Here is a 23,150-nt window from a genome sequence, read left to right as displayed (position 1 = left end):
ATGGGACTGCATCCTTTTGTTTTAATGGAATATGTACAGTTTCGGCGACCGAAACGGATCCTTAGCTTATACCTTGCTTGGTATGTTAGTGATTAATTCCACACTAAATGACTTTATTACACGGTAAATGGCTTTTATTACAGGTTAAACTCAATTAATTCCACGGATAAAAAAATATAACCACGAGTCGGCTCTCTATTACAATTTTCGCGCGCTGTATACCCTAAATCTCTTGCATAAACAAAAAAAACTACCCCATATCAAACGGGGTAGCCTTCAACTTTATTATTGTATTACTTCTTGAAGCTGTTCTTCCTTTTTCCCTTTAAAGAAAAGGATAGCTTCCACTGCAAAATATAGGAATGATGCTAAACAAATATAGATCCACAGTTGCTGAAGCTTTACGATCTGCCACATATCCAGCAGCATGAATAGTGATGGAAGCGTCAATGTCACCCATGATTGAACAAAAGCGACTCTTCCGATGTAAGCTTCATATGGCTTTTTAAGAGCAGATGATAAGTAGAACAAGAACCATAAAAAGGCCCACATCACCCAAATAAGAGCGTTAAGTACATCGTTTTCTTTAATGTAAAATACAACCGCATATACGAGCGCCATCATCGCAACCCATAGGGAGTACCAGCCAAGACCGCTCCAATCGTAGCCTTTCAAGATTGTTGCACCTAAATAGAGATAGGTGAAGCCAAATAAAAAGACAGCCCCATTGTTGAACATCGACCAGTTCGATTGGTCAGATGTGATGATTAGATAGATCGGCGTTATGACCTGCAAGAGTCCAACTAATATATTAAAAAACGCTACACTTTTATCTTCAGCTTTACCGAGCAGCATTAAACTGTTCAAAAACAATGCCGCACCAGAGAACAATAACCCGATAGCACCCATAAGAATTCCCTCATTACTTTTTAAGTTTAATTGTAGACAATAAGAGGTCTGACCTCCTACATTCAATAAATATATAGAAAGAATAAAAGTAAATCAATGGGGACTTAAAGAAATATAAGTGTTTTGTATGACGTTTCTTATGAAAATATCGGAAAATGTCGAAATTTGTTATATATTTTAGTCATTTTTGCTATAGTTAAAATAAGATAAATACCGGCGAAAAGGAGGGAATGATCGGAATGGAAGCGATTACAAGAGATATGAAATATATACAGAATTTTATAGACCAGCTTTCAGAAGCAGTTGTACTTGTTGCACCGAGCATGAATGTTGCTGCAGTGAATCAGCATTTTCTAGAACTGACAGAAGACGCAGTATTTTTTAAAGGAAAGTCTATTGATGAAATCGTTTTGCGTCATAAAGATGGAGTAGATGGAACCCTTTTAACAGCAAAAGGCTTTATAAGCGTGAAGGTCAGTGAAGGGTTGCTGCCTGTTAAGGAAGATTTCTATCGGTATTTTATATTGAAAGAGCAGCCTGCGATCGTTCACTCCTGCCAAGAGCCATTATTAAAAACGCTCATGAACATTGTTCCGGATTTTATTGGGATAAAAGATGGAAACGGACGCTTTTTGTTTGCAAACGAATTTGTCGGCAAGCTCTTTGAACTGCCCGGATTTGATTTTACAGGAAAAACTGATGCTGACCTTGCAGAGATTAAGCCTTTCTTTCGAGATGTCTTTCAATATTGCATTGAAACGGATGAACAAGTCTGGCAGGCAAAAGAAATTGTTCGTTGTGAAGAATTTGTGCCAGCAAGAGACGGAAGAACGCGCTTTTTTGATGTCTATAAAATTCCCGTGTTTAATCCAGATGGCTCGCGGAAAAACCTGCTCGTTTTTGGCAGGGAAGTAACGGAAAAGATCGAATCCCGTGTGCTGCTTGAAGAGAGTGAAGCGAGATACAGGCTGCTCGCTGAAAATGCGATGGATATGATCACCACACATACGATGGACGGCACATATACGTATATATCCCCTGCTTGTGAGACGCTTCTTGGAAGAAAGGCAGAAGAGCTGATCGGTAAATCAGGCTATTGGATTCTCCACCCTGATGATGAAGATGCGGCACGGAAAGGCCATGAGCAATTGTTGGAAGGGCCATGCACAGCAACTGTTCAATTCAGGCTGCAGCATAAGGAAGGACATTTCGTCTGGCTCGAAACCTCTTGTAAAAGCATTGCGGATGATACAGGAAATGTGGTTGAGATCATTGGGGTTACCCGTGACATTTCAGAACGTAAAAAGTCCGAGGAAATGCTCCGACAATCTGATAAACTTTCAATCGTCGGCCAGCTTGCTGCATCAGTAGCGCATGAGATCAGAAATCCTTTAACATCTTTAAAAGGTTTCATTCAGCTTTTTCAGGAGTGCGAACAGCTCGACGCTGCGAACTACTACAACATCATGCATAAAGAACTGAATCGCATCGATCAGATCATGGGGCAGCTGTTATTGCTGGCAAAACCTCAAGCGAAGTCTTACAAAAAAACATCGCTTCGGGAGCTCGTTGAGTTTGTAGAAACTTTGCTTCAGCCAGAGGCACTTGTACAAAATGTAGAAATTCAAAGTGATTTATGTGAAAAACTGCCGCTTATTATAGCTGAGGAAAATGAATTGAAGCAAGTGCTGATCAATGTGGTTAAAAATGCAATGGACTCAATGGAAAAGGGTGGAATCATCTCCATTGAAGGGAAAATGATAGATGATTGCATTCACGTGACCGTAAAAGATCAAGGATGCGGAATTCCGGCAGACCGCTTAGCAAGACTTGGGGAACCTTTTTACACAACAAAAGAAAAAGGAACCGGACTTGGCTTGATGGTTAGTTCAAAGATTATGAAAGAGCATAAAGGCGAGCTTAAGTTTCATAGTGAAGAAGGCAAAGGAACGACTGTTAGTATGATATTGCCTGTTTAAATAAGTTTAGGTGGACTGCAGCACTTTTTGGACTGCGGTCTTTTTTTAGTTAATTGGGGTGGTGCAGATGACGAAAAATGTCGACGAGTGTCGACTTGTGGATAAACTGCAAAAACTTTTGGATTGAGGCTAGTTTTTTGTGGATTGAGAGCAAAAATTTTTGGATTCACCCACCAAACTTTTGGATTCATCGTCTGCGCCCATAAGGAAAGGCTGTTTCCAACCTTCTTTCAGGTTGAAAACAGCCTTCATCATAACGATTAATTATAGATTTTCCGGCTCTGCAACTTTTACTAGCTGTTTTCCTGTATTTTCCCCGGAAAACAATCCTAAAAAGGCATCTATCGTGTTCTCGAAGCCTTCAACTATGTTCTCACTGTAAGTAAGCTTGCCTTCTTTTAGCCATTTAGCGAGCTGAACGGCACCTTCTTCAAAATGAGCTGCATAATCGCTCACAATGAACCCTTTCATAAGTGCGCTGTTGATCAGAAGCTGACTTTGGATGCGCGGTCCTACGTCCATTTTTTCTAGATTATAAAGTGCGATCTGACCGCAGATGGCAATACGCGCACCTTTATTGATCTGGCGAAGAACATGATCAGAGATCTCGCCGCCAACGTTATCAAAATACACATCCACACCATCTGGACATGCAGTCTTCAGCGCTTTATAAACATCATCTGTTTTATAGTTGATCGCCTCATCGAAACCGAGCTCATCTTTTAAATAACTAACTTTCTCATCAGACCCGGCGATCCCGACAACTCGCGTACCCTTGATTTTAGCGATCTGTCCAACGATCGTTCCGACTGCTCCAGCTGCACCGCTGACAACAACCGTTTCACCTTCTTGAGGATTGCCGATATCAAGGAGACCGAAATATGCAGTTAGGCCGGTCATGCCCAATACACCAAGATAGGCGGTAAGCGGGGCAATAGAAGGGTCAAGCTTTCTTACGGAAGCATCACTTACAGCATTGTATTTTTGCCAGCCGAGGTTGCCGATTACAAAATCGCCTTCAGCCAACTCATCTGAACGGGATTGAATCACCTGGCCAACGACACCGCCTGAAATGACTTCGTTTAATTCAAAAGGAGGTACATACGATTTTGTATCGTTCATTCGTCCTCTCATATATGGATCTACAGAAAGATAGATTGTTTTCACTAACACTTGATCATTTTCAAGTTCTGGAATTGCTGTTTCTTCAAAGCGGAAGTCACTTTTTCCCGGAGTTCCCTTTGGACGGTTCACTAGTAAAATTCTTTCGTTTTTCATCATCTTCCTCCTCTTAATCTAAATTCTACTTCTCGTTGCCATCATACCTGCAAACAAATCTCATGCCAAAACAAACGCTCATTTTCGTTTTTATAGGGATAAAATTACTTCTAAAAAGAAATGATTTTCTTAAAGTACACCCATAAGGTTGAATGGGAGCAGTGAAATCTTTTATAATAGGTAAGTTAAAGGCAAGGTTACACCAAAAAAGGAAGTGTTGTTCGCATGGATCAAGATACGGAATTGTCTGTTGCGCTTGCAATAAGTTCAGAAGTCCATTTTAGCGGTGAAAAAGAAAAGCATTACACCGAGACAGACGGAAAGCTCTATAAGAGAGGCGACGTGACTTATCTTCAATATAAGGAAGAGATAGAAGGTGCGGGTTCTGTCAATAATGTTATTAAAATCACACACTCTGGAATTCTGATCATCCGCTCAGGCAGTGTATCTATGAAACAGAAATATTTAATCGGCCAGACAACAAAAGGGATGTACGACAGCCCTTATGGCCAGCTTTGGATGGAAACCACCACACACGAAATGAATTTCCGGTGGAATCAGCAAAATCAAACAGGCGATCTCAAACTCGCATACGAACTGGTTCTGCAGGGTGAACATACAGGAACACATCGGATCAAGATTAATTTTCAGGAGGCAAAAGCATGAATATCCTTGACCAGGTCAAGCACCTGTTAAAAGAAGAGATTGAAGAAGCGGCAGTTAAAGCAGGACTCGCTAAAAAAGAAGAACTGCCGGAAGTGGTTCTTGAAGTACCGAAAGATAAAGCACACGGAGATTTTGCGACGAACATGGCGATGCAGCTTGCGCGTATTGCGAAAAAAGCGCCGCGCATGATCGCGGATGAGCTTGTTGCAAATTTTGATAAAACACGCGCGTCGATCTCAAAGGTAGAGATCGCAGGTCCTGGATTCATCAATTTCTACATGGACAATTCTTATTTAACAGAGCTGGTACCGACTGTTTTAAAAGCAGGCAAGGATTATGGACGCACTGAAATTGGGGGAGGCAAGAAAGTTCAGGTAGAGTTCGTATCTGCGAACCCGACAGGAACGCTTCACTTAGGTCATGCGCGTGGGGCTGCGGTTGGTGACACGATCTGTAATATCCTTGATTATGCGGGCTATGATGTTTCCCGTGAATTTTATATTAATGATGCAGGAAACCAGATCAACAACTTGGCAACATCCATTGAAGCCCGCTACTTCCAGGCGCTAGGCAAGGATAAAGAAATGCCTGAAGATGGCTATCACGGTGCCGACATTATTGAGTTCGGAAAAGATCTCGCTTCAGAGTACGGCGATTCTTGGCTGGATAAAGATGAAACGGAACGTGTAAGCTTTTTCCGTGAATACGGTTTGAAACGTGAACTTGAAAAACTGAAAGAAGACTTGGCTGAATTCCGCGTGGACTTTGATGTGTGGTTCTCAGAAACGTCTCTTTACAAAAACGGAAAAATCGATGCTGCGCTAGAGAAGTTAAAAGCAAAAGATGTTGTTTATGAGGAAGAAGGAGCAACTTGGTTCCGTACGACAGATTACGGTGATGACAAAAACCGTGTACTGATTAAGAATGACGGTTCTTACACGTATTTAACACCAGATATCGCTTATCATAATGATAAATTTGAGCGCGGGTTTGAAAAGCTGATCAACATCTGGGGAGCTGACCACCACGGTTATATACCTCGTATGAAAGCGGCGATCCAAGCTTTAGGCTACAAAAAAGAACAGCTTGACGTGATGATCATCCAGCTTGTTTCTCTTTTCCAAAATGGAGAAAAAGTTCGTATGAGTAAGCGTACAGGGAAAGCTGTTACACTACGTGAATTGATGGAAGAAGTGGGCATCGACGCAACTCGTTATTTCTTCGCGATGCGTTCAAACGATACTCATCTTGATTTTGATATGGACTTAGCGGTCTCAAAATCAAATGAAAACCCAGTATTCTACGTGCAATACGCACATGCCCGCGTTTGCAGCATGCTTCGCCAAGGGGAAGAAATGGGTCTTTCTTATGATGGAAATGTAGACCTGTCACAGGTCGATTCCGAAAAAGAGTTTGAGCTTTTGAAGAAAATCGGAGAATTCCCTGCGGTTATTAATGAAGCGTCTGAAAAACTTCTAACTCACCGCGTGACGAACTATGTATTCGAGCTGGCTTCAGCTCTTCATAGCTTCTATAACGCAGAACGTGTTCTCGATCCAGAAAATAAAGCAAAATCCGAAGCGCGTTTTGCTTTAATGAAAGCGACACAAATTACAATCGAAAATGCGTTGAACATCGTCGGAGTAGAAGCTCCAGAACGTATGTAATACGATTAAAAAAACCTGTCTGCCGGCAGGTTTTTTCTTTTTATGCGCGTTCGTCGGGATTTATGCGCGTTCGTCGGGATTTATGCGCGTTCGTCGGGATTTATGCGCGTTCGTTGGGATTTATGCTCGTCCTGGGCGATTTATGCTCGCCTCTGAGAGTTCAGTGCCCTCTTTAATCCTGAAAAAGGAAATCCCCTTCATTTCTTGAATTCTAATAGAGCATCTTACAGCATAGGGGGAATTTTTTATGACAACATCAAGCAAAAGCCCGTTTGTAATTGGTGAGATCGAAGGGTATTCGAAGGATTTTTCGACATTGATTAGTATGATGGAATACACGCGAGAAACAACGATAAGAGGCGTTCAGGATCTATCTGTGGAAGCGCTCGATTTTAGAATCAACGGCACAGGGAACTCGATCGGAATGCTTCTCGCTCACTTAGTGGCAGTGGAGAAGATTTATCAGTATTTAACGACTGAGGGAAAAGACTTGCCGGATGAAGAAATCGAACGATATGCAGACACGCTTCAGCCTGCGTTGGATTTAGGAGAGGCAGCAGCTATTATTTCGGGGAATCCAGCCGAATTCTATTTAGAAGACATGGCTAAAACGCGCGAAAAAACGCTGGAGCTCTTTAGACAGCTTCCAGATTCATGGCTTTATGAGACGACTCCTTGGTGGGAAAACGAAATTTCAAACAACTACTTCAAATGGTTTCATGTTTTTGAAGACGAACTAAGTCACCGTGGCCAAATACGAATCATCAAAAAACATTATGAGCTGTCAAAAAAATAATAGCACGATGAATAAGGGATATTGTTTGCACATCGAGCCATATTATTAAGAGATAGATTTGGTAAACTCGATTTGACTAGGGGGTACATATAGATGAAATTAATTCTTTTATCGATCATTACGGGTGCCGTTGTAGGATTTGTGTTTGCAATGTTCAAATTGCCGATTCCCGCACCTCCTGCTCTTCCGGGAATAATGGGGATTGTCGGAATCTATTTAGGGTTTCAGCTATACGGATGGGTAGCTGCGACTTTTTTAAAGTGAGGATATTATGGCTTTAGCAGGACTAACATCAGAGTTTCAAATCTATTATGAAAAGCTGGGAGAGGGAACACCTGTCGTTTTTTTGCATCCCCCTGGCATGAGTCATCTCGTGTTCGCCTATCAAAAAAGTCTTTCCTTAGTCTGCCAAACCATTTTTCCAGACATAAGGGGTCATGGCAGGTCGACTGCTAAAGACTCAGAGACTTTTACGATTTATGATCTCGCTGAGGACGTAGCAGATCTTCTCGATCACCTGCTGATCGATCAAGCCGTGATATGCGGCTATTCATCAGGAGGATCGATTGCTCAAGCCTTTGCAGTCAAATACCCTGAACGAACAAAAGGACTTATTTTAAGCGGAGGATTTTCGGAAGTCTCCACGTTTACACTGAAAAAACAGTTCCAAACAGGAATAAGGCTGGCAAAAAGCACACCAGCCCTTTTAAATCAGATTCTTGTAAATACGCATTCTAACACCGAGCATGAAAAGAAAGAGATGTTCTTTTATCATAAACGGACTGATCGCCCTACGTGGGTGCGCTATTATAAGGAGAGCATGTCGTTTAACTGTACAGAAAAAGTAAAGGAATGGCAGTTTCCGCTTCTTTTTCTATATGGAGACCGAGCGGAGTATATGCACTATTACAGAAATCTGTTCCAGAGAAACGTTCATCAGCGAGCTCAGTTTGTCATGCTGGCAAAAGCATTGCATCAGCTTCCGATTAAGCATTTTGAAAGCTTTAATTCAGAAATCAGACGCTTTGTATCCAGTCTCACATAAGAATCGTTCCGCCGCTCATTCTTTTAAAACCGCGTACCTTTTCAAGCTCGCTTATGAGCTGAAGGGCTGCGCGGTCTTTTTGTTTAGCTTCAATCATGACGTCGAGCTCATCGGTGAACGCTGATACCATCTTAAAAAAGGGTAGCACATAATCCAGACTGACAAAGTCGTGGTGGCTCCTATATGCTTTTTCGTCTTTCGGTGAAGAAAGATGCACTTTCGGCGGTCGCCCTGTATTTTTCCAAGTCTGAACAAAACGGGGAAGCAGCTCTTCTAAAGGCGTATCGCCAGGATTCGCTTTGTAATGGTGATAATCAAACATGAGCGGAACCCCTTCTTTTTCACAAACTTCCAATGTTTCTTCAGTCGTGAACGTCTTATCGTCGTTCTCAAGCGTCATACGGCTTTTCACGTCTGGTGGCAGCATTTTAATATTGTCATTAAATCTCTCTAAAGCCGTTTTCTTATCTCCATAAGCACCGCCGACATGAATATTAATGTAGCTCCGGTCCTCAATTCCCATTCCCTTTAATAGATCGTAATGATATTGCATATCCTTCACGGCATTTACAGTGACTTCAGGACGAGGGCTTGTGAAAAGCGTGAATTGATTGGGATGCATGCTCGTTCTAAGGTTATATTTCTTCACGAGTTTCTCGATCTCTTTGCATTCCTGTTTGGTCTTTTTTAAATAATCCCACGCAGCTTCTGGATGCGTAGCAAGCGGAACGATAGACGAGGACATTCGGTATAGAGGCAGCTCGTGCGCGATGCAATAATGGAGAACACGCAGTGTGCGCTCCAAATTGTTTTTAGTAATAGCCAAGAGCTGGGCTTCCCGTTCCTTTTTGTCTCTTTTTTGGTATGTAGCGAATGTCATCGTTTTTGCTGGCGAGGCTTCATATAAGTTGAGAGCCGTCGAAACAAAACCAAAGGATGTAAGCATTTTCGGCCCCCTAATGTCTTTATTAAAAGTTCTTCTCTAAAACGGTTGCTTATGATTTTTTCTGATACACTTCATTGACAAGTTGATTGGAGCGTAAGGTGCGAGACTCCTGCGGGACGAGTGGGACAGGTGAGACGCCTAAAGGCGCAAAGCGGCAGGAGGCTCACCGCCCGCCCCGCGGAAAGCGAGTATCCTGGAGCGCAAATCAACCTCTCACTCAAGCCTCTATGGTTACAACGACAAGATTGCTTATAAGAATGGCGAAATAATAAACCCGGCTGCTTCCTTGAGGCGGACTTTAAGGGTTCGGATTTTTTTAAGCCGTTTCAGCGTCAGTTTTTCAGATCGTGCCAGATCGGATTCAATCACCTTTTTTACTTCTTGAATATAATCTTTGTCTGTAAATATGCAGTTGATTTCATCGTTAAAAAAGAAGCTGCGGAAGTCAAAGTTCGCCGTTCCAATATCGCAGATTTGTTCATCAAACATCAGCACTTTTGAATGATAGAACCCTTCGTGAAACTGATAGATTTCTGCGCCAGCTTCTAAGAGCGGTTTTAAATAGATATAGGATGCTTCTTGAACAAGAGCATGATCGGGATTCATCGGAACGATCAATGTGAGTTTGACGCCTCTTTTTAAAGCCCTGAGAAGTGCCCTGTTCATCTTTTTACCCGGAATGAAGTAAGGTGAACCAATTAAGATGCTTTTTTTCGAACGCTGAATCTTTTCATAAAAGAATCGGTAGACCGCACTTCCATTAGAATGAACGAGCATAAAATCTTTATGGGATAAATCAGCCATCCCCGTTGCAGCGACTATTTTTAAATCTTCTCCAGAAGCCACATTCCAATCGTTATTAAACGATTGCTGAAGCGCTCCAACGACAGACCCTTTTAAGCGCATGTGGTAATCACGCCAATCCCCGAGTTTGGTATCTTTTCCGATATACTCGTTCCCGACATTATAACCGCCTGCATACCCGATTTTCCCGTCAATAATAGCTACTTTACGATGATTTCGGTGGTTGACCCGATAAAGAAAATAGGGAAATCCAGGTTTGTTGCTGTATTGAAAATGAATGCCGGCTTTTTTTAATGTTTGGATGGTTTCTTTTTTAACCCCATGGCTTCCTAGAAGGTCGAGCAGCAGCCTGACTTTAACGCCTTTCTGTGCTTTTTGGATTAAAAGAGAACAAAGCTCTTGTCCAAGTTCATCATCACGCAAAATATAGAATTGAATGTGAATATATTCAGCTGCATTCTTTATATCATCAAAAAGTGCATCAAAAAAATGATAGCCGGTTGATAAAAATTGCATTTCTCCTTTTGCCGTCGATGGAGGCAATTCCAGACTGACTTGTTTTTTATGGCCAAAATAAAAATCAATCCATGCTAAGATGCATAGGATTGCTAGTAAAGGAACGATCCACATCTGAAATAACTCCTCCTTCTGCAAACTTTCGTATTAGTATACCCTGCATAAATAAAAGCACTAAAAAATTTTACAATTAAATCCGACTGAATGCTCATTCATTTATTTTTTATGATATAATGATGTCAGAAAATTATTTTTTATTAGAATAGTTGAAAGAGAAAGAAATATGGAATAGCAGCATTGGAAGGGAGAGAAAGTGATGGACGGCTTAATGATTGCAAACTGGATTGCGTTTCTTTTTGTAACCGCTTACGCACTATTTTTGTTCGCTTATGTGGTTAAAACAAGGTATGAATTTATAAAGCTTGGTAAAAAAGTAGAGTTTAATCATACCGTACAAGAAAGAATTAAAGCAGTGCTAGTCAATGTCTTTGGACAAAAGAAGCTTTTAAAAGATAAAAAAAGCGGAATTATTCACGTTATGTTCTTTTATGGATTTATCTTAGTCCAGTTTGGAGCGATTGATTTTATATGGAAAGGGCTTGCACCTGGCTCCCATCTGCCTTTAGGTCCGCTTTATCCTGGGTTTACGTTCTTCCAGGAGATCGTAACGACGATGATTTTAGTTGCGGTCGTTTGGGCTTTCTACAGAAGATATGTTGAAAAGCTTGTCCGTCTAAAGCGCGGTTTTAAATCAGGTCTCGTTCTATTGTTCATCGGCGGTTTGATGCTTTCCGTTTTGCTCGGAAACGCGGCCGAAATTATTTGGCACGACCTTCCGTACGAATGGACGGCGCCTATTGCATCAGGACTTGCAATGGGTCTTGGCTTTTTAGGAAAAACGGGAGCTGCTGTTGTATTCTTCATCTCCTGGTGGATCCATTTGCTGTTCTTATTAACATTCTTAGTGTATGTACCACAGTCAAAGCACGCACATTTAATTGCTGGTCCGCTTAACGTGTGGCTTGGCCGTAAAGATAAAATAGGAAAGTTATCATCAATCAATTTTGAAGATGAGACACAGGAAGTTTTCGGTGTTAACAAGATTGAAGACTTCAATCAGAAGCAGCTTGTTGACCTTTATGCCTGTGTAGAGTGCGGACGCTGTACAAATGTTTGTCCGGCGACAGGCACAGGGAAGATGCTTTCACCGATGGATATGATCGTGAAATTGCGTGATCACTTAACAGAAAAGGGAGCTGCTGTTACTTCCCGCACACCTTGGATGCCAGCCTTTGCGTTCTCAAACACAAAAGGCAACCAGATCGCATTTGAAGCGAGAGGTCAAGGAGCACAGGAAACGGCTGCAGCAACTGACGGTTCATCTGCTCTTTCTTATGACGTTGAGATGATTGGCGAAGTGATGACTGAAGAAGAAATCTGGGCATGCACGACTTGCCGAAACTGTGAAGACCAATGTCCGGTAATGAATGAGCACGTAGATAAAATCATCGATATGCGCCGTTACCTTGTCTTGACGGAAGGAAAGATGGATCCTGAAGCGCAGCGTGCGATCAAGAATATTGAAAAGCAAGGAAACCCTTGGGGGATCTCGAAAAAAGAGCGTGAGAACTGGCGTGAACTGAAAGAAGATATCGTCGTTCCAACAGTAAAAGAGAAAGAAAAAGCAGGGGAAGAGTTCGAGTATCTGTTCTGGGTAAGTTCGATGGGTGCTTATGACAACCGTTCACAGAAGATTGCTCTTTCACTTGCTAAGATCATGAACGAAGCGGGTATCACGTATGCGATTTTAGGTAACAAAGAGAAAAACTCAGGTGATACTGCACGCCGTCTTGGCAACGAGTTCATGTTCCAAGAGATGGCGAATGCAAACATCGCATTGTTTGAAAAGCATGATGTGAAGAAGATCATTACGATCGACCCGCATGCTTATAACACCTTTAAAAATGAGTATCCTGAGTTTGGTCTGAAGGCAGAAGTTTATCACCATACGGAGCTTTTGGCTGAATGGATCAAAGAAGGAAGAATTAAGCCTAAGTATGAAGTAAATGAAACGATTACGTATCACGATTCATGCTACCTTGGCCGCTATAACGAAGTATACGAGCCGCCTCGTGATATTTTAAAAGCCATTCCGGGCGTTAAGGTCGTTGAGATGGACCGCAACCGTCAAAACGGAATGTGCTGCGGAGCTGGCGGAGGAATGATGTGGATGGAAGAAAAAGCAGGCTCGCGTGTAAACGTCGCTCGTACAGAGCAGGCCCTAGCTGTTAATCCAACCATGATCGGAAGCGGATGTCCATACTGTTTAACGATGTTAAGTGATGGAACGAAAGCGAAGGAAGTGGAAGATCAAGTTCAAACGTTAGATGTTGTGGAAATCTTGGAGAAATCTTTGTTTGGCACGCAAAAACAAGAAGTTCTTCAGTAATTGAATTTTATATGTATGAGCTGCCTGGTTTTGTGCCGGCAGCTTCATGCTTGATTTTTAGGTGACTGAGCGTTCGCTCGGCAAGTCCAGGGTCTTTAAAAAGATTCTTTTGAAAGCGTTTACTAAGAGAGTTCAATAAATACGGGAGGTTTTTGTATGACTAGATCAGTAATCGTCAGCGGGGCACGTACACCAGTAGGAAAATTCGGCGGGGGATTGAGCTCTTTGACTGCTTCCGACTTAGGTGGAATCGCAATTAAAGAAGCGCTTCAGCGCGGAGGTGTTTCTCCTGAATCGGTTGATGAAGTGATTTTAGGATGTGTTCTTCAAGGCGGGCAAGGCCAGATTCCTTCTCGTCAGGCTGCACAAAAAGCAGGACTGCCTTGGGAAACAAAGACCGAGACGATCAACAAAGTATGTGCTTCAGGTCTTCGTTCGATTACGATGGCAGATCAGATCATCCGTGCAGGCGATGAAGAAGTGATCGTAGCAGGCGGAATGGAATCCATGAGCAATGCTCCGTATATTTTACCGAAAGCACGCTGGGGTCTTCGAATGGGTGACAGCTCTGTGAAAGATCTTATGGTGCATGACGGTTTGACGTGCACGTTCACTGGGGTTCATATGGGCATCTACGGAAACGATGTGGCAAATGAGATGGAGATCTCACGTGTGCGCCAAGACGAGTGGGCATACAGAAGTCACAGCCTTGCTGTTAAAGCGGCAGATAACAATGTGTTTGCTGAAGAGATCGTTCCTGTTGAAGTTCCTCAGCGAAAAGGTGATCCGATCATTGTTTCAGAAGATGAATCGCCGCGAAAGGATACTTCTGTTGAGTCTCTCGCAAAATTAAGACCTGTTTTTTCACAAGATGGAACGATTACAGCAGGAAATGCGCCAGGAGTAAATGACGGTGCGGCTGCAGTCGTTGTGATGAGTGAAGAACGCGCTGCAAAAGAAGGAAAAGAAGTGATGGCGACGATCTTAGGTCACACAGCAATCGCAGTTGAGGCAAAGGATTTCCCAAAAACGCCAGGGCTTGTCATTAAAGAGCTTTTAAAGAAAACAGGAAAAACGTTAGAAGAAATCGACCTTTTTGAAATCAATGAAGCATTCGCAGCTGTCGCTTTAACAAGTGCAGAGCTTGCAGGGTTAGATCTTGAAAAAGTAAACGTAAATGGCGGCGCAGTAGCGCTTGGTCATCCGATTGGAGCAAGCGGCACACGCATCGTTCTTACATTGATCCATGAATTAAAACGACGCGGCGGCGGACTTGGGATCGCTTCGATCTGTTCAGGCGGCGGTCAAGGTGACGCGATTTTAGTAGAAGTAAAAGCATAAAAGGAGGAAGAGTAAGTGAGCATAAATCAAATTATGGTGATTGGCGCAGGACAGATGGGATCAGGGATCGCACAAGTTTGTGCCATGGCAGGCTACGATGTGATTTTACATGATATTAAGGATGAATTTGTAGAAAAAGGATTCGGAAATATTCAGAAGAACTTAAATCGCCAAGTTGAAAAAGGACGCATGGAGGAAAGTGAAAAAGAAACGATTCTTTCCCGTCTGACAACATCGGTATCTCTAGAGAATGCATCTAAAGCAGACCTCGTAATCGAGGCGGTCGTGGAGAACATGGACGTGAAAACGCAGCTGTTTAAAATGCTGGATCAGTATGCGCCAGACCACACGATTTTAGCATCAAACACATCTTCTCTTCCGATTACAGAAATTGCAGCAGCTACAGAACGTCCTGAAAAAGTGATCGGCATGCACTTCATGAATCCAGTTCCGGTTATGAAACTAGTAGAAATCATCCGCGGTTTGCAAACGTCTGATGATGTTTACGAAACCATCGAAGCGGTATCGAGGAAACTTTCAAAAGTACCCGTAGAAGTAAACGACTTCCCTGGTTTCATCTCAAACCGCATTTTAATGCCAATGATCAACGAAGCAATCTTCGCAGTCTACGAAGGCGTTGCAACACCAGAAGCGGTTGACGAGATTATGAAACTCGGAATGAACCACCCGATGGGACCGTTGACGCTAGCAGACTTTATCGGACTCGATACATGCCTGTACATCATGGAAACGCTGCATGAAGGCTTCGGCGATGATAAGTACCGCCCGTGCCCGCTCTTAAGAAAGTACGTAAAAGCTGGATGGTTAGGCAAGAAGACAGGCAAAGGCTTCTACACCTACGCATAGGGGTGGGGGTAGGGGTCTGACCCCACACAAAGACAAAATGCTGTTTTGTTTTTATGAGAAAGACAGATCAACACATATGCTTGCTGCATCTTTTCAAGGTAGATTTAAGATCCAGCTTCAATGACCAGCCCCTCGAGGTCACTTTTCTCTTGCCTTGTGACATAAAAAGCGTGTCTTCAGTCAAGAGTTAAGTGCTTGTCGGGGCAAACCGGTCATTTCAGCATTTCAATAAGGAAATGGGGAGAGAGCATGAACCTCGTGTTTACGGAAGAACAAAAGATGATGCAGAAGATGGTACGGGATTTTGCGCAAAAAGAGATAGCACCCGCCATTGAACATATGGAAGAGACAGAAGAGTTTCCGCGTCATCTGATTAAGAAGATGGCGGAGCTTGGGCTTATGGGTATTCCGATCCCTGAAGAGTATAATGGTGCAGGAATGGATTTTACATCATACATCATCGCGATTAACGAGTTATCTAAAGTAAGCGCGACGATCGGTGTAATTTTATCTGTGCATACAAGTGTCGGAACGAATCCGATCCTTTATTTCGGGAATGAAGAACAAAAGAAAAAATACATTCCTAAGTTAGCGAGTGGAGAGTACCTTGGTGCGTTCGGACTAACAGAGCCGAGTTCAGGTTCTGATGCTGCAAGCTTAAAAACGAGAGCGGTAAAAAAAGGTGATCACTACATCTTGAACGGTTCAAAGATTTTTATTACAAATGCAGGCGAAGCGGATGTATATATCGTGTTTGCTTCAACGGAACCAGACAAAGGCAGCTATGGGATCTCGGCCTTCATCGTAGATAAAGATACGCCAGGGTTTTCAGTAGGAAAAAAAGAGAAAAAAATGGGGTTGAGCGGATCAAACACGTGCGAGATCGTTTTTGAGGATGCACGTGTTCCTGCTGAAAATCTGCTTGGCAATGAAGGTGAAGGCTTTAAGATTGCGATGAGCAACCTCGATGTGGGCAGGATCGGTATCGCTGCACAATCTTTGGGTATCGCAGAAGCTGCCTTAGAATATGCAACGAATTATGCAAAAGAGAGAAAACAGTTCGGCAAGCCGATCGGGGCAAATCAAGGCCTTGGGTTCAAGCTGGCTGACATGGCGACAGAAGTGGAAGCTGCAAAACTGTTAACGTATCGTGCGGCAGACTTAAAGACAAACAACATGTCTTGTGGAAAAGAAGCGTCGATGGCAAAACTTTTTGCTTCAGAAACAGCGATGAAATCAGCGATCGAAGCTGTGCAAGTATACGGCGGATACGGCTACACGAAAGAATATCCGGTGGAAAGACTGTTCCGTGATGCGAAAGTGTGTCAGATCTACGAAGGAACAAGTGAAATTCAGCGAATGGTACTCAGCAAACACCTACTAGGGTAAGAGGGAGAGAATAGAGATGCAATTTTTATTATCTGAAGAACACGAAATGATCCGTAAGATGGTGCGTGATTTTGCGAAAAATGAGGTAGAACCGACAGCGGCTGAGCGTGATGAAGAAGAGCGTTTCGACCGTGAGATTTTTGATCAGATGGGAGAGCTGGGACTTTGCGGTATTCCTTGGCCGGAAGAGTACGGCGGAATCGGCGGAGACTATCTTGGCTACGTAATTGCTGTTGAAGAACTTTCGCGTGTTTGTGCGTCAGTTGGTGTTACTCTTTCTGCTCACACATCGCTTGCAGGATGGCCGATCTTCAAGTTCGGTTCAGAAGAGCAAAAGCAAAAATTCCTTCGTCCAATGGCAGAAGGTAAGAAGATCGGTGCTTACGGCTTGACGGAGCCAGGTTCTGGATCTGATGCAGGGAACATGAAGACAACTGCGAAAAAAGACGGCGACCACTACATCATCAATGGTTCTAAAATCTTTATCACGAACGCTGGTGACGCAGAAATCTATGTCGTGTTTGCCCGCACAGATATCGATGCAGGAACAAGAGGAGTTTCCGCATTTATCGTAGAAAAAGGAACACCAGGATTTTCTTTTGGTAAAAAAGAAAAGAAGCTAGGGATCCGTTCATCTCCAACATTAGAGATCATTTTCGAAGATTGCCGTGTGCCAGCTGAAAACCTTCTTGGGAAAGAGGGCGAAGGCTTTAAGATCGCGATGATGACGCTGGATGGCGGACGCAACGGTATCGCTGCTCAAGCTGTTGGGATCGCCCAAGGTGCACTTGACGCATCCGTTAATTACGCAAAAGAACGCAAACAGTTCGGTAAGCCAATTGGTGTTAACCAAGGAATCGGCTTCAAGCTAGCTGACATGGCTACTAAAGTAGAAGCAGCAAGACTCTTAACCTATCAGGCCGCTTGGAGAGAATCCGAAGGTCTTCCATACGGAAAAGAATCAGCGATGTCTAAGCTCTTCGCTGGAGATATTGCAATGGAAGTAACAACAGACGCAGTTCAAGTATTCGGCGGATACGGGTACACAAAAGAATATCCAGTCGAACGCTATATGAGAGACGCAAAAATCACACAAATTTACGAAGGCACGCAGGAAATTCAGCGCCTCGTAATTTCGAAAATGCTTTTAAAAGATTAAGAGTTAGGAAATTTGCGACGCTAGAAAAACTCCCAGTCGAGCCAAGTGATTTTTTTACAAAGTTTTGCTTACACAAGATTTTTAAAACACCCTTGCAGTTGATTGGAGAGGAAGGTGTGAGACTCCTGCGTGCCAACTACCTGAAGATACTTCTTGCAAGGCATGCGACGAGGAACATACTTCGTCAGTCTTTGCTTGTAGACGCAGGAGCACAAAACTTCCATGTAGGTGAGACCCTTAAAGGCGCAGAGCGCAAGGAGGCTCACCGCCCGCCCCGCGGAAAGGGAGCACCTGGAGCGGAAATCAACTACCCCCATAATTTTTTTGAGATCACTTTAGGAGGAAACTATGCATCCATTAGCCAAGCGCATCCAGCAAAAAGAGGAACGGGCACTTGCCAAGGCGATCACACTTGCCGAGAACAGCGAAGCCGATAAACTAGAGCTTCTAAAAAGCATCTACCCAATGCAAAAAGGCGCACATTGGATCGGCATCACAGGTTCACCCGGTGCCGGAAAAAGCTCGCTCGTTAACCGCCTTATTTCCTTTCTGCGAAACAAAGGTTTGACTGTAGCAGTTGTTGCAGTAGATCCGACAAGTCCTTTTAGCGGAGGGTCCATACTCGGTGACCGTGTAAGAATGGCTGACCATTTTACTGATCCTGGTGTGTTCATCCGAAGCATGGGAACGCGCGGAAGCTTAGGCGGACTGTCCCGTTCTACCAAAGAAACGGTACGGCTCATGGATGCTTATGGTTTTGATGTCATTTTAATAGAAACAGTAGGAGTCGGGCAGTCTGAGCTTGATATTATGAAACTTGCAGACTCTGTAGCTGTTGTTCTGAATCCCGGCAGCGGGGACGTTGTGCAGGTCTTTAAAGCAGGAATCATGGAGATCGCAGACCTGTTTGTGGTCAACAAAGCGGATATGCCAGGCGTTCCAAAGCTCTTGGCAGAGATCGAGGCGATGCTCGATCTTGTTAAACACGACAGCCCTTACCGGCCGCCTGTTGTTCAGACGATCTCTACTGAAAATAAAGGTTTAGAAGAGCTGTGGGATGCGCTTCTTGCTCACAAAGCGTATTTAATAGAGAGCGGTGAGGGAAGCATTCGAAAGCTTGCCAACCTGAAACGTGAAGTGATGGAAGTTGTTCAGCACGAGATTTTCCAGCAAGTGTGGACAGATGAAAAAGAAAGTGGATTCTCCTGGCTTGCCGATTTAGAGCAAGGTAACACAGACCCTTACACAGCCGCAGAGCAAATCCTGCTGCAGCGAAATCAGCCGGCAGACAAATAGGAGAAAATGAGTGAGAAATGAGGGAGGCCATTTTGGGTAAAAAGGAAGTGCCGTCGCTCGTAAAAGATGAAAAACTCATTCAAATGCGACGCGAAGAGATGGTAAAAGCTGCGGTGTCTTTATTCAAGAAAAATGGTTTTCACCGCACTACGACCCGTGAGATCGCAAAAGCTTCAGGTTTCAGCATCGGCACACTCTACGAATATATCCGGTCTAAAGAAGATATTTTGTACCTTGTCTGCGACAGCATCTATGATGGCGTTAAACTGAGACTGCAGCAGGATATTGACTCGGCAGACAGCGGGATTAAAGGTGTCGAGAAGGCGATCACGGCTTATTTTAAAGTGATGGACGATATGCAGGATGAAGTGCTTGTAATGTACCAGGAAGCTAAGTCATTATCTGATGAAGCATTGCCCTATGTTTTGAAAAAAGAGCTCGAAATGACGGCGATCTTTGAAACTCTTTTATCGCAGTCTGTACGGCAGGGAGAACTTGATCTAAACGAAAAAGAAATTCAGGCTGCTGCCCATAACATTTTGATCATCGGGCAGATGTGGACATTCAGACGCTGGGCACTTCAAAAGATGTATACCCTTGAAGAATATACAAAATTACAGCTCCAGCAGCTGCTTCATGGCATTAAAGGAGCGTAAGAAAGGATGAAAATAATGGCTCAAACTGATATTTACCGGCCTAAAAATTCGGTTCGATTTGTAACCGCTTCCAGTCTTTTTGACGGACATGATGCTTCAATCAACATCATGAGAAGAATCATCCAGTCGAACGGATGTGAAGTGATCCATCTTGGACATAACCGTTCTGTCGATGAAGTGGTGAGTGCCGCTATACAGGAGGACGTTCAAGGAATCGCGATCTCTTCTTATCAAGGCGGACACGTGGAATATTTTAAATACATGATCGATTTGCTGAAAGAGCGCGGAGCTGACCACATAAAAGTGTTTGGCGGAGGCGGAGGCGTTATTATCCCGCCTGAGATCAAAGAGCTTCATGCTTATGGCGTAACTCGCATCTTCTCACCGGAAGACGGAAGATTGCAAGGGTTGCAGGGTATGATCAATTTTATGGTAGAAGAATGTGACTTTCCAACTGTTACTTCGTTAACGGATGAAATCGAAAAGGTAAAAGAAAAAGACGTACGGTCTGTTTCCCGTCTGATCACGCTAGCTGAAAATGCGAAGCAAGCACCTGAAGAGATTGCGGCGACAGCAGAACAGACTCTATCTGCGTTAAAAGGATTGCAAAAGCAAGTGCCAGTTCTCGGAATCACAGGTACTGGGGGAGCGGGGAAAAGCTCGCTTACTGATGAACTTGTACGCCGTTTCTTAAACGAGTGTGAAGATAAAACGATCGCTATTATCTCGATCGACCCGACGAAACAAAAGACGGGTGGAGCACTTTTAGGTGACAGAATCCGCATGAACGCGATCTATCATCCTCGCGTTTATATGAGATCACTCGCAACACGCGGTTCTCGCTCAGAGTTATCTGATGCGATCAAGGATGCAATTGCGGTAACAAAAGCAGCAGGCTATGACCTGATCGTTGTTGAAACGAGCGGGATCGGGCAAGGTGACGCTGGAATTTCTGAGATCTCGGATGCCTCTTTATATGTGATGACAAGCGAATTCGGTGCGCCGTCACAGCTTGAAAAAATCGATATGATTGATTACGCAGACATCATCGCGATTAATAAATTTGAGCGCAAAGGTTCTGAGGATGCTTTGCGTGATGTGAAGAAACAGTATCAGCGATCTCGTAACTGGTTTGATAAAGACCTAGATGAAATGCCGGTTTACGGTACGATCGCGAGCCAGTTTAACGATGCTGGCACGAACGTATTGTTTTACCATCTTATGAAAGTGATCGAAGAGAAGTCTGGTGTGGACTGGGGCATTCAGCCGGCAGCAGAAGCGATGACGGCGAAAAAGAACGTGATCATTCCAGGTGAGCGCGCTCAATATTTGAACGAGATCGCACAGACTGTCCGTAAATACCATGAAATGGTGAACGAACAAGCAAAGCTTGCTCGTAAGTCGTTCCAGATTAAAGGCACACTTGAAACGGTCAAAGAGTATAACGCTTCTGGTGCTGAGGTTGAAGCAGGGTTAAACAAAGCGCTTGAAAAAGTGGAAGAACAGATTTTGCCGGCAACTTCAAAAATGCTGAAACAGTGGCCAGAGCTTAAAGAAATGTACGCGAAAAAAGAGTTTGTAACGAAGATTCGCGACAAAGAAATCGTGACAGAGCTTACGACAAAAAGTCTGTCCGGTCTGGATATCCCGAAAGTGGCTCTTCCGAAGTTTGAGGACTGGGGAGATATCGTAAAGTGGATCATGAAAGAGAACGTTCCTGGTTCATTCCCTTATACAGCAGGCGTTTTTCCCTTTAAACGAAAAGGGGAAGATCCGAAGCGCCAATTCGCTGGGGAAGGAACACCAGAAAGAACGAACCGCCGATTCCACTACTTGTCTAAAGACGATGATGCGAAACGCTTAAGTACGGCGTTTGACTCTGTAACGTTGTATGGTGAAGATCCGGATTATCGACCGGACATTTACGGAAAAGTTGGGGAGAGCGGAGTGAGCATCTGTACACTCGATGATATGAAAAAGCTGTATGACGGTTTTGATTTGATCGCGCCTTCTACATCTGTATCGATGACGATCAACGGTCCAGCCCCGATCATCCTTGCGATGTTCATGAACACAGCGATTGCTCAGCAAGTAAAAGTTTTTGCAGATGAAAATGGGCGTCAGCCGAATGAAGCTGAACACGCAGAAATAAAAGCGAAGACGCTTGCATCTGTACGTGGAACGGTTCAAGCCGATATTTTAAAAGAAGATCAAGGACAAAACACATGTATCTTCTCGACTGAATTCGCTCTCCGCATGATGGGAGACATTCAGCAGTACTTTATCGATCACCAAGTGCGCAACTATTATTCGGTTTCGATCTCCGGCTACCATATTGCTGAAGCTGGTGCGAACCCGATCACACAGCTTGCGTTCACACTTGCAAACGGCTTTACGTATGTAGAGTACTATTTGAGCCGCGGTATGGATATTAACGCATTCGCACCGAATCTATCGTTCTTCTTCTCAAACGGTCTTGATCCGGAGTACAGCGTAATCGGCCGTGTGGCGAGAAGAATCTGGGCTACCGTAATGCGTGATAAATATAAAGCGAACGAACGCAGCCAAAAGCTGAAGTATCATATCCAGACTTCTGGACGGTCACTTCACGCCCAGGAAATCGACTTTAACGATATCCGCACAACGCTTCAGGCGTTGATGGCGCTTTATGATAACTGTAACTCGCTTCATACGAATTCATATGATGAAGCAATCACAACACCGACAGAAGAATCTGTTCGCCGCGCGATGGCGATTCAGATGATTATCACGAAAGAACTTGGTCTTGCACGCAATGAGAACTCGCTTCAAGGTTCGTTCATTATTGAAGAATTAACGGATCTCGTAGAAGAGATGGTTCTTCAAGAGTTTGAACGTATGAATACGAGAGGCGGCGTACTTGGTGCGATGGAAACTCAGTATCAGCGCGGAAAAATTCAGGAAGAGTCTATGTACTATGAAATGAAGAAGCATGATGGATCACTTCCTATTATCGGAGTGAACACTTACTTAAATCCAAATCCGCCATCTGAAGAAGAATTCAATATGCAGCTGGCACGTGCCACTAAGAATGAAAAAGAGCAGCAGATCGCAAATCTAGCCGCTTTCCAAGAGGCAAGCAAGGATCATGCTGGTGAAGCAATAGCCCGCTTGAAGAGTGTTGCGCTTAACGGCGGAAATATCTTTGAAGAGCTGATGAATACAGTGAAGTTTGCGAGTCTTGGGCAGATTACGAGTGCGCTTTACGAAGTAGGCGGAAAGTATAGAAGGAATATGTAAAACAAATAAACATGGTGTCCCTTGGATAAGGGTACCATGTTTTTTGTTGCATGCCTTCATTTGGAATAAATTAAAAAAGCAAACCTATACTAACTGTGTTATTAAATT

The 23,150-nt window shown here is 43.6% G+C and carries 18 protein-coding genes; 14 read left to right on the top strand and 4 right to left on the bottom strand.

Translation table 11 applies throughout. The annotated features are described in order from the left end of the window. Positions 1-285: 285 nt before the first annotated feature. Positions 286-909, bottom strand: a complete 624-nt coding sequence (locus tag UN64_RS06210; protein ID WP_077360714.1) for an AmiS/UreI family transporter — start codon at positions 907-909, stop codon at positions 286-288. A gap of 230 nt (positions 910-1,139) precedes the next feature. Between UN64_RS06210 and UN64_RS06205 the strand changes: the two genes are divergently transcribed. Further along, on the top strand, positions 1,140-2,888 hold the full coding sequence (locus tag UN64_RS06205; RefSeq protein WP_077360712.1) for a PAS domain-containing sensor histidine kinase: 1,749 nt from the start codon (positions 1,140-1,142) through the stop codon (positions 2,886-2,888). A gap of 264 nt (positions 2,889-3,152) precedes the next feature. Here the strand turns inward: UN64_RS06205 and UN64_RS06200 are convergent, their stop codons facing one another. Next, positions 3,153-4,169: an NADP-dependent oxidoreductase gene (locus UN64_RS06200; RefSeq protein WP_077360710.1), complete on the bottom strand. Its 1,017-nt coding sequence runs from the start codon at positions 4,167-4,169 to the stop codon at positions 3,153-3,155. A gap of 222 nt (positions 4,170-4,391) precedes the next feature. On the opposite strand from UN64_RS06200, the gene UN64_RS06195 reads away from it, so the two are divergent. The 5 genes from UN64_RS06195 to UN64_RS06175 all read left to right on the top strand — a co-directional run bounded on the left by UN64_RS06195 (position 4,392) and on the right by UN64_RS06175 (position 8,340). Continuing rightward, positions 4,392-4,832, top strand: coding sequence for a YwiB family protein (locus tag UN64_RS06195; protein WP_077360708.1), 441 nt, complete (start codon positions 4,392-4,394; stop codon positions 4,830-4,832). Beyond that, a complete protein-coding gene (gene argS, locus UN64_RS06190) occupies positions 4,829-6,499 on the top strand; it encodes an arginine--tRNA ligase (RefSeq protein WP_077360706.1) in 1,671 nt (556 codons plus the stop codon). Before UN64_RS06195 ends, argS begins: the two co-directional genes overlap by 4 nt. Positions 6,500-6,746: 247 nt before the next feature. Then, positions 6,747-7,295 carry a DinB family protein gene (locus tag UN64_RS06185; protein ID WP_077360704.1) on the top strand — a complete coding sequence of 183 codons (549 nt, stop codon included), beginning with the start codon at positions 6,747-6,749 and terminating at the stop codon, positions 7,293-7,295. Positions 7,296-7,388: 93 nt separating this feature from the next. After that, entirely contained in the window at positions 7,389-7,559 is a 171-nt protein-coding gene (locus tag UN64_RS06180; RefSeq protein WP_066294023.1) for a XapX domain-containing protein, read from the top strand. 7 nt (positions 7,560-7,566) lie between these two features. Beyond that, on the top strand, positions 7,567-8,340 hold the full coding sequence (locus UN64_RS06175) for an alpha/beta fold hydrolase (protein WP_077360702.1): 774 nt from the start codon (positions 7,567-7,569) through the stop codon (positions 8,338-8,340). On the opposite strand, the gene uvsE is transcribed toward UN64_RS06175, so the two are convergent. Together uvsE and cls are read right to left on the bottom strand one after the other, a co-directional pair. Continuing rightward, positions 8,333-9,286, bottom strand: coding sequence for a UV DNA damage repair endonuclease UvsE (uvsE, locus tag UN64_RS06170; RefSeq protein WP_077360700.1), 954 nt, complete (start codon positions 9,284-9,286; stop codon positions 8,333-8,335). The genes UN64_RS06175 and uvsE overlap by 8 nt on opposite strands. Before the next feature lie 249 nt (positions 9,287-9,535). After that, positions 9,536-10,720, bottom strand: a complete 1,185-nt coding sequence (cls, locus tag UN64_RS06165; RefSeq protein WP_077360698.1) for a cardiolipin synthase — start codon at positions 10,718-10,720, stop codon at positions 9,536-9,538. Between the two features lie 202 nt (positions 10,721-10,922). Here cls and UN64_RS06160 point away from each other — a divergent pair, with 202 nt between their 5' ends. The 8 genes from UN64_RS06160 to icmF all read left to right on the top strand — a co-directional run bounded on the left by UN64_RS06160 (position 10,923) and on the right by icmF (position 23,042). Continuing rightward, positions 10,923-13,055 carry a heterodisulfide reductase-related iron-sulfur binding cluster gene (locus UN64_RS06160; RefSeq protein ID WP_077360696.1) on the top strand — a complete coding sequence of 711 codons (2,133 nt, stop codon included), beginning with the start codon at positions 10,923-10,925 and terminating at the stop codon, positions 13,053-13,055. Positions 13,056-13,211: 156 nt separating this feature from the next. Then, a complete protein-coding gene (locus tag UN64_RS06155; protein ID WP_077360694.1) occupies positions 13,212-14,396 on the top strand; it encodes an acetyl-CoA C-acetyltransferase in 1,185 nt (394 codons plus the stop codon). A gap of 33 nt (positions 14,397-14,429) precedes the next feature. Further along, complete coding sequence (locus UN64_RS06150; protein WP_425590097.1) at positions 14,430-15,263, top strand: 3-hydroxybutyryl-CoA dehydrogenase; 834 nt, start codon at positions 14,430-14,432, stop codon at positions 15,261-15,263. A gap of 249 nt (positions 15,264-15,512) precedes the next feature. Continuing rightward, positions 15,513-16,652 (top strand): acyl-CoA dehydrogenase, encoded by a 1,140-nt coding sequence (locus UN64_RS06145; protein ID WP_077360690.1) that lies wholly within the window; start codon positions 15,513-15,515, stop codon positions 16,650-16,652. A gap of 16 nt (positions 16,653-16,668) precedes the next feature. Further along, on the top strand, positions 16,669-17,811 hold the full coding sequence (locus UN64_RS06140) for an acyl-CoA dehydrogenase (RefSeq protein WP_077360688.1): 1,143 nt from the start codon (positions 16,669-16,671) through the stop codon (positions 17,809-17,811). A gap of 348 nt (positions 17,812-18,159) precedes the next feature. After that, complete coding sequence (gene meaB, locus UN64_RS06135) at positions 18,160-19,107, top strand: methylmalonyl Co-A mutase-associated GTPase MeaB (RefSeq protein ID WP_077360686.1); 948 nt, start codon at positions 18,160-18,162, stop codon at positions 19,105-19,107. A 32-nt stretch (positions 19,108-19,139) separates the two neighbouring features. Continuing rightward, entirely contained in the window at positions 19,140-19,763 is a 624-nt protein-coding gene (locus UN64_RS06130; protein WP_077360684.1) for a TetR/AcrR family transcriptional regulator, read from the top strand. A 15-nt stretch (positions 19,764-19,778) separates the two neighbouring features. Further along, positions 19,779-23,042, top strand: a complete 3,264-nt coding sequence (gene icmF, locus UN64_RS06125) for a fused isobutyryl-CoA mutase/GTPase IcmF (protein ID WP_077361177.1) — start codon at positions 19,779-19,781, stop codon at positions 23,040-23,042. Positions 23,043-23,150: the final 108 nt, after the last annotated feature.

It is taken from the genome of Fictibacillus arsenicus, assembly GCF_001999465.1.
GTDB classification, from domain to species: Bacteria; Bacillota; Bacilli; order Bacillales; family Fictibacillaceae; genus Fictibacillus; species Fictibacillus arsenicus.
Note: the sequence above shows the minus strand (reverse complement) of the source record. Positions and strands in the feature narration are given on the sequence as shown.

What these genes read in the sequence shown, in the direction of transcription:
- UN64_RS06145 (WP_077360690.1), top strand. Translation starts at nt 15,513, where the DNA reads ATGAACCTCGTGTTTACGGAAGAACAAAAGATGATGCAGAAGATGGTA.
- uvsE (WP_077360700.1), bottom strand. Translation starts at nt 9,286, where the DNA reads ATGCTTACATCCTTTGGTTTTGTTTCGACGGCTCTCAACTTATATGAA.
- UN64_RS06155 (WP_077360694.1), top strand. Translation starts at nt 13,212, where the DNA reads ATGACTAGATCAGTAATCGTCAGCGGGGCACGTACACCAGTAGGAAAA.
- argS (WP_077360706.1), top strand. Translation starts at nt 4,829, where the DNA reads ATGAATATCCTTGACCAGGTCAAGCACCTGTTAAAAGAAGAGATTGAA.
- UN64_RS06200 (WP_077360710.1), bottom strand. Translation starts at nt 4,169, where the DNA reads ATGATGAAAAACGAAAGAATTTTACTAGTGAACCGTCCAAAGGGAACT.
- icmF (WP_077361177.1), top strand. Translation starts at nt 19,779, where the DNA reads ATGGCTCAAACTGATATTTACCGGCCTAAAAATTCGGTTCGATTTGTA.
- UN64_RS06185 (WP_077360704.1), top strand. Translation starts at nt 6,747, where the DNA reads ATGACAACATCAAGCAAAAGCCCGTTTGTAATTGGTGAGATCGAAGGG.
- UN64_RS06140 (WP_077360688.1), top strand. Translation starts at nt 16,669, where the DNA reads ATGCAATTTTTATTATCTGAAGAACACGAAATGATCCGTAAGATGGTG.
- UN64_RS06160 (WP_077360696.1), top strand. Translation starts at nt 10,923, where the DNA reads ATGGACGGCTTAATGATTGCAAACTGGATTGCGTTTCTTTTTGTAACC.
- UN64_RS06180 (WP_066294023.1), top strand. Translation starts at nt 7,389, where the DNA reads ATGAAATTAATTCTTTTATCGATCATTACGGGTGCCGTTGTAGGATTT.
- UN64_RS06205 (WP_077360712.1), top strand. Translation starts at nt 1,140, where the DNA reads ATGATCGGAATGGAAGCGATTACAAGAGATATGAAATATATACAGAAT.
- cls (WP_077360698.1), bottom strand. Translation starts at nt 10,720, where the DNA reads ATGTGGATCGTTCCTTTACTAGCAATCCTATGCATCTTAGCATGGATT.
- UN64_RS06210 (WP_077360714.1), bottom strand. Translation starts at nt 909, where the DNA reads ATGGGTGCTATCGGGTTATTGTTCTCTGGTGCGGCATTGTTTTTGAAC.
- meaB (WP_077360686.1), top strand. Translation starts at nt 18,160, where the DNA reads ATGCATCCATTAGCCAAGCGCATCCAGCAAAAAGAGGAACGGGCACTT.
- UN64_RS06150 (WP_425590097.1), top strand. Translation starts at nt 14,430, where the DNA reads ATGGTGATTGGCGCAGGACAGATGGGATCAGGGATCGCACAAGTTTGT.
- UN64_RS06195 (WP_077360708.1), top strand. Translation starts at nt 4,392, where the DNA reads ATGGATCAAGATACGGAATTGTCTGTTGCGCTTGCAATAAGTTCAGAA.
- UN64_RS06175 (WP_077360702.1), top strand. Translation starts at nt 7,567, where the DNA reads ATGGCTTTAGCAGGACTAACATCAGAGTTTCAAATCTATTATGAAAAG.